The organism is Myxococcales bacterium (assembly GCA_012517325.1).
Taxonomy (GTDB): Bacteria; Lernaellota; Lernaellaia; order Lernaellales; family Lernaellaceae; genus JAAYVF01.
Genome location: JAAYVF010000117.1, coordinates 1 through 10,152, shown reverse-complemented (window position 1 = coordinate 10,152; position 10,152 = coordinate 1). Strand labels below are relative to the sequence as shown.

Annotated in this window: 6 protein-coding genes and 1 pseudogene; 2 read left to right on the top strand and 5 right to left on the bottom strand. The window is 61.0% G+C overall.

What is annotated here, in order from left to right; genetic code table 11:
* The 3 genes from GX444_19490 to GX444_19480 all read right to left on the bottom strand — a co-directional run.
* Window positions 1–493: hypothetical protein (locus tag GX444_19490; protein ID NLH50764.1), on the bottom strand; the 493-nt coding region annotated here is incomplete at its 3' end.
* A gap of 12 nt (window positions 494–505) precedes the next feature.
* On the bottom strand, window positions 506–1,720 hold the full coding sequence (locus GX444_19485; GenBank protein ID NLH50763.1) for a hypothetical protein: 1,215 nt from the start codon (window positions 1,718–1,720) through the stop codon (window positions 506–508).
* A gap of 98 nt (window positions 1,721–1,818) precedes the next feature.
* Window positions 1,819–3,309, bottom strand: coding sequence for a DUF4062 domain-containing protein (locus GX444_19480; protein ID NLH50762.1), 1,491 nt, complete (start codon window positions 3,307–3,309; stop codon window positions 1,819–1,821).
* 511 nt (window positions 3,310–3,820) lie between these two features.
* Between GX444_19480 and GX444_19475 the strand changes: the two genes are divergently transcribed.
* Window positions 3,821–4,219, top strand: a complete 399-nt coding sequence (locus GX444_19475) for a DUF488 family protein (protein NLH50761.1) — start codon at window positions 3,821–3,823, stop codon at window positions 4,217–4,219.
* A 45-nt stretch (window positions 4,220–4,264) separates the two neighbouring features.
* On the opposite strand, the gene GX444_19470 is transcribed toward GX444_19475, so the two are convergent.
* Window positions 4,265–5,863: an amidohydrolase gene (locus tag GX444_19470; protein ID NLH50760.1), complete on the bottom strand. Its 1,599-nt coding sequence runs from the start codon at window positions 5,861–5,863 to the stop codon at window positions 4,265–4,267.
* 429 nt (window positions 5,864–6,292) lie between these two features.
* Between GX444_19470 and GX444_19465 the strand changes: the two genes are divergently transcribed.
* On the top strand, window positions 6,293–8,092 hold the full coding sequence (locus tag GX444_19465) for a hypothetical protein (GenBank protein NLH50759.1): 1,800 nt from the start codon (window positions 6,293–6,295) through the stop codon (window positions 8,090–8,092).
* Between the two features lie 1,717 nt (window positions 8,093–9,809).
* Here the strand turns inward: GX444_19465 and GX444_19460 are convergent.
* Window positions 9,810–9,914, bottom strand: a pseudogene (locus GX444_19460) (FmdB family transcriptional regulator).
* Window positions 9,915–10,152 lie beyond the last annotated feature (238 nt).

Sequence of the window (10,152 nt, the reverse complement as noted above, 5' to 3'; positions counted from 1 at the left end):
TGTTCTTTTCCCGAACGGAATTCAGGTAGGTCGGGAAATCGTCGGCTTTTCCCAATCGCTCCATGAGGCCGCGGATTTTATCAAGGTAGCGAACCGCCTCGCGGTAAGCGTTATCGTTGGTCTGCGCGACGATCAGATCGATATGGGCTTTGTAAACCGAGAGCGTGTCTTCGGGGTGATCCTTTTCCCGGATCTCCGCAAGCCTCATCCATATGTTGTCCGAGCATTCTCCCGTTTTGGCTTCATTCCAGGCCGCCTCCGCATCGCCCTCGAATAAAAATATCTCAACGAGGGTGGAGTGATCCGCGGATCGGCCCCAGGTGTAGCGATCCGTTTTACTCTTGCGCTTTTCCGTTTCGATTTGATCCCGCACAAACGTCAAAGCTTTCTCTCGCCATTGCGGCCACGACCTCGCGCGTGCGGCGTGATCCTTCAGAGTCTTGTATGAGTCGAGATACGGCCTCTCCGTGAAAATGGCCCAGATGAGTTCCATCGCCTGGTCGTGCTACTTTCTGCGATGATGCTCATTTGCCAGGAACTCACGCAGACGGGAATCCGTGCGCTGCGGGAATGCCTTCACCCCCTTCATCGCCCATTCGAACGCCTTGCCGTATTGCTTCGCCTCCTTGTAGATTTCTGCGATCTGGAGATACCCGTAAGCGTGGGACAAGTCGCGGCTCTTGACCGCTACAAGCGCCTCGACGTCCCCGGACCAGCGCGCCAGGCTCTCCATGATCCTCGTGATGCGATGACGATGACCATAGTAACGAGCATCGTCCCGATCCCCGGAAGCCGCGGTTTTGACTTTGGCCCATTCCGCTTCCGCAAGTTTCCGGTAGCGCGCGGTGCCCTTCTCGCCGAGTACGTCCGCGTAGGTGTCGAGCGCGCCGTAAAAGACCTCCCAGTCGGATTTCAATTCCCAGGCGAAAAGGCGCACGGCCAGTTCCTCCGGATCGGGTTTGGCCTTGAGGCACGCGGCGTGATGGATTTCCTGAATATGCGAAAGCGTGCCGCCCGCGTAACCGTCGGAATCGTCAACGTGCCCGATCTCGCTTTCGACGGCGGACAGGGCGTACTCGGCGAGTTCGATCACCTCCGCGGCAAAGCCTTTCTCCAAGAACTCTTCGAGGGAATCGGCGATATTGTCGATGCCGCACGCGTAGTCGCGCGCTGCGCCATACTCAACGTAGCCGCCGGTGCGCGTTGCCTGATCGATGGCTGATTTGTAAGCATCGATATCGATCCGGCCCCCGCGGGCGGAAAGGACTTCGAGCACCAGGCTTTGCCGAAGTGCATCGTCGTCGATCACCTGCTGCATCAGGAGGTCGACGAGTTGCGGCTTCTCCTGTTTCAGGAGATGGTCCCGAACGTCCTCCATCGTCACGTCCGGCTTCTTCCGGGTCTTGCGTTTCCTAGCTCCTGGCTCCTTTTGCGCCAGCCATGCCAGCCCTACGGCCACGCAGTGCTTGCAGAAATCCCCGTCCTCGCCCCGCGGGCAGGAGCACTCGTAATCCAGGGCGTCACCATTCACCCACAAACGCACCCGATACTCGTAGGACCCCAACACCTTCGCGGTGATGACTCCCTCGTATTCAGTCATCGACTCCGCAAGCCCGGCGTTGAAGTATTCCACGCCCCGGATGAAGGACTTGCCGTCCGCGAGGCGTCGCAGAGCGTCGTGTGAGAGTAGGAGGTCGAGCGAGGAATTTCCCTCAGCCAATGAAAATCCTTTCTTGGAGCTACATCTGGCGGGACTCCACGAGTTGTGGCCCGTTTGGCCCCTTTATGGCCCCTTTGTCATACGACGACGACGGCTGATTAGCGTGGCCCCTTTGGCCCCTTTGTGGCCCCTTTGAAAAGTAAATAGAAAGTGCCTTTCCCTGTTGTTCCGACTTTCTGGAAGACACCCTTTTCAACCAGTTCACTCAAATCTCGATGGGCAGTCCGTTTTGCAACGCTATTCAGCGTTTGATATTCCGTATTTGAAATTCGTCCTTCCCGTCTTACTTGCGCGACAGCGGTTTTTTGCCGTTCATTCAAGGCAAGGTCGGCCATCACCGCATCCGTCAGCCAATCGCGCCAGATCGTGACGACAAACTGCCCGGCTCGCTGCTCGAAGTCAGGCTCAGGCAAACCGGCTTGTCGGCACAGGTCGATCATGGCGAGTGTGCCGGTCCCGGCCTTCTCGATATAGTGCGTGAGGAAAAGCGGATCGGCGATGAGCGGATTTCGCGGGATGGATGCATGCGGTTCCCGCAGGCGCTCCGGGGTGAGAGTCCGCGGCAGTTCGCCGGGATTCCAAACCTCAAGCCGGTCGGTAAAGAGCATCACCTGCACACCCGCGTTGGACGCGTAGTTGCGATGGGCAACAGCGTTCACGATGGCCTCGGCGACGGCGTCTTTCGGCAATTCGTATTCGACCGGCGCCGCCGGACCCTGGGCGCGGGTGCCTACTCGGCGGGCGAGTTTCGACATGACGAAATCCACGGCGTCGTCCACCTGGCGAAAAACCGTTCCGCGATAAATCTGGTACGACGGGATCGGCTTCTTTACCCGCGTCCCGTGGAAGTGTAAGCACTTGACTTCGGCGGTCGGTAGGAAATGTTGCGGATTTTTTCCGAAGAGCAAGATGGCGGCATGCGTCGGGTTCTTGCCATCCAGGAGGTCCAGATGCGCGAGGACCTTGTCGGCTGACGTTTTTTCCGGCAGGACATAACTCCTCTCCTGCCGGGCGCGCGCGAGGAACGCCTGGACACTGTCAGCGGAGATATCCTTCAATGTTGCCCGCGGACATGCTGCACGATCAAACGGCAGGGTCCGAATCTGGCCCTTTTGTTCCAGGTATTCGATGAGGCTCGCATACAGCGCCGCGTTCAAGTCATGAGTGCTTGCGAACTGCCGTCGGATCAGTTGCCCTTCCGCGCGCCGCACCAGCTTCGCCATCTTTTTATGGCGAGCCTTCTCATCATCGCCCTTGACGAACACCAGACGCGTTTTTCCCGCCTGGGTCGCTTGATCGAATTCCCGCTCCGTCGGCGACACGCCCGCCCCATCCTCGCTTCCATACTCGTTGCCAAGCAGGCCGACATAGACGTCGAAGCGCTCCACTTCCTCCAGATAAACATCATCGACATGGCGATCTCTGGCCGGCAGATCCTCGAATAAAAAAACATCGAAGTAGCGTCGCAGCAGGGCGTCACCCATCACGAAGTCCTTGATGGCCCGCCGCTCTTCTTGAAATTCATTCTGTACGCTGCTGACGAAAATTTTCATGCGCGCATTGTGCTCCGCGCCCCATTCGGTGTCCACAGGAATTCCTGAGGCGGCGATACGAAGTTCAGGCAAAGGGAAAAACCGTTAAACGATTTTACCATCCGGGTTTGCCCTGGCTCACCTCGCAAGTTTTGGAAATCGCGACGGTAACGACCTCATTTTTTGCATGATTGAGCTGCTTCCAGCAGAATTTCCCCAACCCGACATAGAAAGCTATGAGTTACGCGTCGGTGGAAAAGCTGGTGGTACTGTGCGGTTCCGCCGCCCGACGCCCCCGGGAAATGACAGCCGCACACCACCGCCAGCGCCAGCAGCGTGAGCGGCGGCATCCGCACGAAATGACTCATACCCTTCATTGGCACTCCCCATTATACGCGAGCGTGCTTATAACTTAATCGGAGGACGCCAAAGATGGGAGCGCGATCGCGTCACGACGGTTTGCCCTGGTGCTTGCACCGGGGCATTCGTTTTCCGTGTCCCAATGGAGTACACACATCGGGCCGGAAGCGGCGCCCAGACCTCAACTGAAGATCGGAAAGGAGGATCAATGAAAGTGAAGCTGAGCAAGTTCCGTTGCGGAACGCCCCGCAAGCCCGGCGAAGGCTGGCGAATCGGCACGGTGCGGTATCTGCCGCGCGGCGTACACAAGGAAGACTACCAGAAGCGGGATTTCTTCGACGTGTGGCTGCCGATATTGTCCCCCAGCCGCGAGCTGGTGCACTGGTACCTGTCCCAAAAGGGTGACGAGACCAAGATCCGGCGCAAGTTCCGCCGGCGCTACGAGAAGGAAATGAGCGCGCAGGACCCCCGGCAGGTGATTCAGTTCCTCGCCCGGGTCGCCTCCGTGCAGCCCGTCGCGGTCGGCTGCTACTGCGAGGACGAGAACCACTGCCACCGGCCGATTCTGTTCGATTTGATCGCCAAAGCCGCGGAGGCACAGGAATAACGCCGGGGCGGTTCGCCTCGCGCCGCATGCCTGCGGATCGTCACTTCACGCCTCGTATAAAACCTCGCCCGCGGAATAGGTGCGCAGGACGCGGATCGCGGCGATGCGTTCCGGCGCGACCTTGAGGGGATTTTCGCTCAGCACCACCAGGTCGGCGCGCTTGCCGGCGGCGAGGCTGCCCTTCACGTTGTCCTCGAATTGCGCGTAGGCCGCGTCCAGCGTGTACATCCGCACGGCCTCGGCCGCGGTAACGGCCTGTTGCGGCTCGAACCCTTCGCGCGTGACGGCGCAGGCGATGGCTTGCAGCACGTCGGTCGACTCGACCGGCGAATCGGAGGCGCCCGCCAGGCGGATCCCGGCGTCGAGGATCGACCGGAACGGGTAAGTCCGTTTCGCCCGTTCGGCTCCCAGGCGCCGGTGCAGCCATTTTTTCTCGGTGTGGATAAACAGCGGCTGGGTTGCGATGACCAGGCCCAGGCGGGCGATGTCGGCCAGCAACGGCGCGTCGAGCACCGAGGCGTGCTCCAGCCGGTGGCGATGGTCGGCGCGCGGCTGGGCGGCCAGCAGGCGGTCGAACAGATCGACCACGCGGCGGGCGGCGGCGTCGCCGATGACGTGCACGGCGATCTGCAGCCCGGCCCGATGCGCGAATTCCATGCGCCGATATAGTTCCTCGTCGTTTAAAACCATCATCCCCCGCGTGTCCGGCCGGTCGGCGAATGGTTCGCGCATGAACGAGGTGTAACTGCCGAAACTGCCGTCGGCAATGATTTTGATGCCCCCGATGCGGTGGCCGCCGGGGACGCCGGAATGCAACGGCGACTGCCGCGCCTGTTCGAACGGCGCCGGATCGTGCGCCAGTAAAAGCCCGTAAAGGTTGATCGGGAAATGATCGAGCAACATGGCCATCGCGGGCATTTCGAAGGCGCCGGGCGCGCCGGCCGGGCCGTCCTCGTCCACCTGAAAAATCGCCCCCACCGACGTGATGCCCCGCGAGGCGAGCCGGCGGGCCGTCTTGCGGGCGCCCGCCACCAGCGCGACGAATTCGGGCAGCGGCGCCGCGCTCATCAACCGCGCCACCGCCGCTTCGCGGCATGGCCCGGCGGGCGAACCGTCGCTTTCGCGGTCGATGACGCCGCCCGCGGGGTCCGGCGTGGCCGCGGAGAGGCCGGCGGCGGCGAGGGCCCGGCTGTTGCCGATCGCCTGGTGGCCGTCGTGTTTCAGCACGACCAGCGGCCGGTCGGGGCAGGCGGCGTCCAGGTCGTGGCGGTCGGGCAGGCGCGGCTCGTCCATGTCCTGCTCGTCCAAATCGAGCCCGAGCAGCCATTGGCCAGGCGGCAACTCCGCGGCGATGGCGCGCAAACGGTCCTGCAACTCGGCGACGGATCGCACGCCGCGCAGGTTGGCGTTCATCTCGTAATGGATTGTGCCGATCGGGTGCAGGTGCGTATCGATGAAACCGGGCAAGAGCGCCGCGCCGCGCAGATCGACGGTTTCGTAATCTCCATCCAGGGCCCGGCGACAATCGGCCTCCGAGCCGACGGCGGCGATGCGCCCGTCGCGGATGGCCACCGCCTCGGCAACGGGTTGGGCGGGGTCCAGGGTGACCAAATCGCCATGATGGATAAGTAGGCCTTTTTTCATATTTATTCGCTCCGCCGCAAACGCGAGCAAAGATACAAATTGATACTCAATGCCAAATCCTTAGTAATTCTGCCATATTTTTTGCATTGAGAGATAGATTTAATTTGGCAGTAACTCAGCATCTGCCTATAATCGCGCCCGGGTCGGCGCTTTACCGCGCCGGTCACAACGGCTTATCCGAGGATTTCTTCAGTAGCCTGCGAGGTTCCTGGTTGCGTCGGCTTTAACAAGAATCCAACGGCACGATTGTTCGCGCCGTGAGAGCGCCGATCGAATCAGGATGAAACACCGCTTAGCGATACGGAAATTATTTCCGATTTTTCTTCGCCGCCTTTCCCGCGATGTCCATACTCTCGTTTTACCTCGAAAGGATCCTATTTCATGTCCTCGGCAATTGATTTGCGCCGGCAACCGGATGCGGGGCCACTGATGAAACCGGTTCAAGATAAAATGGGCGATCCCGCGATTCATCCCGAAAACCCCTGGGGCGATCTCCGAGTATTCTTCGCGGCGTTTGCCGCGCTTTTCCTGGTCGGCATGCTGTTTCGCGCGGCGGCGCCGGTGGACGACGCGTTCATCACCTTGCGCTATGCCGACAATCTCATTCATCACGGCGAACTCTTTTACAATCCCGGCGACCGAGTGGAGGGGTATACCAGCATTGGCCAATTGCTGCTGCTCGCGCCGCTGACGTTGCTGCCGAAAAGAGCCGCCGAAGCGGGCGCGGCATTGCTGGGAGTATTGGCGTGGGCCGGCGTCGTCGCGCTCGCTTGGCGGCATTTGAAGCGGGAAGGGGTGAAGATAGCCGGCGCGGCCGAGTGGTTCCTGCTCGTTTATCTGACGTTGTGCCCGCCGGCCTTGTTCTGGTCGTGGTCGGGCATGGAACCGGCGCTGTTTTCCCTCTGCTGGCTGGCGGCCTGGGTGGCCCATCGCGGCGAATACGAAAACAACCGCTGGCCCTGGCGTTCGGGTCTGCTCGCCTTCGCGGCGGGATTGATGCATCCGGAAGGGGTGCTCGTCGGCCTGGTGCTGGGGCTTTCCTGGTTCATCCCCTATCGCCGGGAAAAGGCGCGGCGCGGAATGATCTTCCTCTACCTGGCGTGGGGTTTGTTCGGGCTTTATTGGTTATGGCGGGCCCGCTACTTCCATTCGTTTTTCCCGAATACCGCCTACGCCAAGGTAAGCGGCTCACCCTGGCCGCTGCTGCAATCGGGCCTGGCCTACATCGGCCGGTCGGCGCTCGGCGCGGTCTTGCCGTTTGTCGGGCTTTTTTTGGTGATCCGCCAGCGCCGGGCCTTGGCGCAAAATCCGCGCTGGTTTTTCCTGGCCATCGGCCTGATAACGGCGCTGCTGCTTTATGTGGTGCGGGTTGGGGGCGATTATTTCGCCTTTCAACGGTTTCTTTTGCCCGCGTATCCGTTTTTAATGCTGGTCACCTGGCGATTGTGGCGGCTTGCCCAAACCGACCTGGAATCAAAGAACAAGGGCGCAACCGCAATGAATTGGCTGGCACGGTCTCCCTGGATGTCGCCACTGGTCGGCAGCGTCGCGGCGCTGGCGCTTTGCGGCTGGGCTTTGTTCGTGCCCGGGTTGCCGATCGCGCAGCACCGCGCCTTCGCCAAGCCGATGAAGGATTTCAAAGCCGTCGGCCGGGTTTTCGCCAATACCATGCCGGCCCGGGCACGCGTGGCGACAGTGCCGATCGGCGCCTTCGGCTTCTATTCCGACGTCCGGCTGATCGACTGCCTGGGCCTGACCGATCGGCACATCGCCCGGGAAGCGCCGATCCGCGGCTATCATCATGCCGGCCACGACAAGTTCGACTACGAATACGTGCTGGGATTACAGCCGGAAATCATCATGCAGTTGCCGGCGCTATTTTCGAAAAACGTCGAAGGCCTGCGCGACTGGTTGCAGCGCACGACGGTCGATCCGGCGCAGTACGACCTGTATCTGCATCCGGAATTGGATGAAAATTACGAATTGCGGTGGTTTCCGATCGCGAAAAACCGTGGCCCGCTGGCGAAGCGAGACCTGGATCGCGACGTACCGCTGGGCGTTTACGCCTTCGTGCGCAAGGATCGGCTGGCGGAGCAGGATTACCGCCGGTGGCAGTCCCTGCCCGGCGAGTTGGAGCGGCTGCCGTTCGAGGAGTACGGCCGGATGATCGAGGCCAACAAGGATTTGTTCGGCAAATTCAAGCTGGGGATGTGGTCTTTCGGCCGGTGAGGCGCAGGTTCGGGAGGTTTACAGGGGAAGGACAATCGGCTTAATATCGGCCCCGGATTTCAACTCGCCGGCGGCGGGCCGGGCGGCGCGGCGGACGGCGAGCGACTTTTTTTACCACGTGAAAGGGCGAAGGAATGAAGCGGACTTTCGTGTTACTCGGCTTGCTTTTATTGGCGCTGGCGTCCCAGGCGTTGGCCGAATACGGCCAATGGACGCAGCCTTGGGTCGTCGCCGGCAATTACAACAACGTTTTGCTCGATGTCGCGGCGGTCACCCCGGACAACCTGTTCGCGGTCGGCATCTGGACCAACAACATCGACCGGTTCAAGTTCGTCTGGCGCAGCAACGACGGCGGCGCCTATCTCGAGGAAATCTACACCTTCACGATGAGTTCCGACCCGGGCGAGATGTGCGATATGCTGCACATCACCGACGCGCGGACCGCGGTGGCGATGACCACTACCCAGTTCGGCCTGTTCGGCGGCTCGGGCGTCAGCCAGGAATGCATCGACAAATACGGTCCCGATCCGGGACAGCAGATGCTCTGCCTGATCGCCTGCGCGATGACCATCGGGCCGTCGATCTGGTATACCGAGGATGACGGCTCGACCTTCGAGGAAGCCGAGATTCCTTACGTGGCCGAGGCGTCGGTCCAATCGATCTCGATGCTGGGCGAAAACAACGGCTATGCCGGCGGTCTGGGCAGCTACATCATCAAGACCACCGACGGCGGCAAGACCTGGCAGAAAACCACGGCCCTGGATTCCGCCGACTACTACATCAACACGATCAATTTCGTGAACAAGGACACCGGCTGGCTGGCGATCGGCGAGTGGGATCCCGACAGCGGCAAGGAAGGTCTCGAAGGCGAGGCCCTGGTGAAAAACCACGTGCACCAGATGATGCTCAGCTCCAACGCGGTGTACCGCCACGAGTTCTTCCGCGACAACCCGGCCAAGGGCGAAAAAATGCTCAACGGCAAGATCATCCGTACCACCGACGGCGGCAAAACCTGGGAAGTGCAGAAGAGCGACGCGGCGATGGGCTTCTCGGGCATCTACTTCACCGACGAAAATAACGGCTGGGTGGTCGGCGAGGAATACACCACGCAAGGCGACTACACCTACCTGTTCCGCACCACCGACGGCGGCGAAAACTGGGAAGACGTGACCGCCACCCTGCCGGCGACCATTCCCGGCGCGTCGGGAGGCTGGTATCCGGTCGGCGTGAAATTCGTCAACCCGGGCTTCGGCATGGTCTTCGGCGTCGGCGCCAAGGTTATCCAATACGTGCCGGTCATCCTGTATACCGAGGACGGCGGCGACACCTGGACGGCCGATGAATCCATCACCGCCCTCAGCGGCGGCCAGATGGGCTTCACCTGGGTCAACAATCGTTACGCCTTCAGCGTCGGCCTGTACGAAAACCTGATGCGGTACGAGGGCAGCAACGCGGCCCCGATCGCCGACGCGGGCGACGATTTCGCCACCCCGGCCGGCGTGGCCGCGCAGCTTGACGGCACCGGCAGTTCCGACCCGGACGGCGACGGCCTGTTCTACACCTGGACGAAGGTGAGCGGCCCGAAGGTCGAATGGGAAAACCAGGATACCGCGACGCCGACCTTCACGCCGAGCAAGCCGGGCACGGCGGTCTTCTCGCTGACCGTCAGCGACGGCGAACTCTCGAGCGAAGCGGACACGGTGACGGTGACGATCACCGCAGGCGCGGCCGACGATGACGCCGCCGATGACGATGCCGCCGACGATGACGCGGCGGACGACGACGACAATAACGCCGGCGATGATGACGATGACGACGACGACAGCGGCGCCTGCGGCTGCTGATCCGTGCGATTGACGATGCTCAAGGGCGCCTCCCGCGAGGCGCCCTTGGTTTTTTAATTTTCTGCTTTTTCCATGTCCCTTCTCGGAAAGGACAAGTGGTTGTCAAGATATAACTTTCCTCTAGTTCGACTGTCGGTCGAATTTTTCGGTTCACCGGATGATCTGGGCGATGCCACATCCCGAATCATTTTGGAAAGGGGACGAGCCATTCATCCT

Bases quoted from the DNA above. Each gene is read 5' to 3' on its own strand.
- GX444_19475 (NLH50761.1), top strand. From the start codon at position 3,821: ATGAAAGTGAAGCTGAGCAAGTTCCGTTGCGGAACGCCCCGCAAGCCC.
- GX444_19470 (NLH50760.1), bottom strand. From the start codon at position 5,863: ATGAAAAAAGGCCTACTTATCCATCATGGCGATTTGGTCACCCTGGAC.
- GX444_19465 (NLH50759.1), top strand. From the start codon at position 6,293: ATGAAACCGGTTCAAGATAAAATGGGCGATCCCGCGATTCATCCCGAA.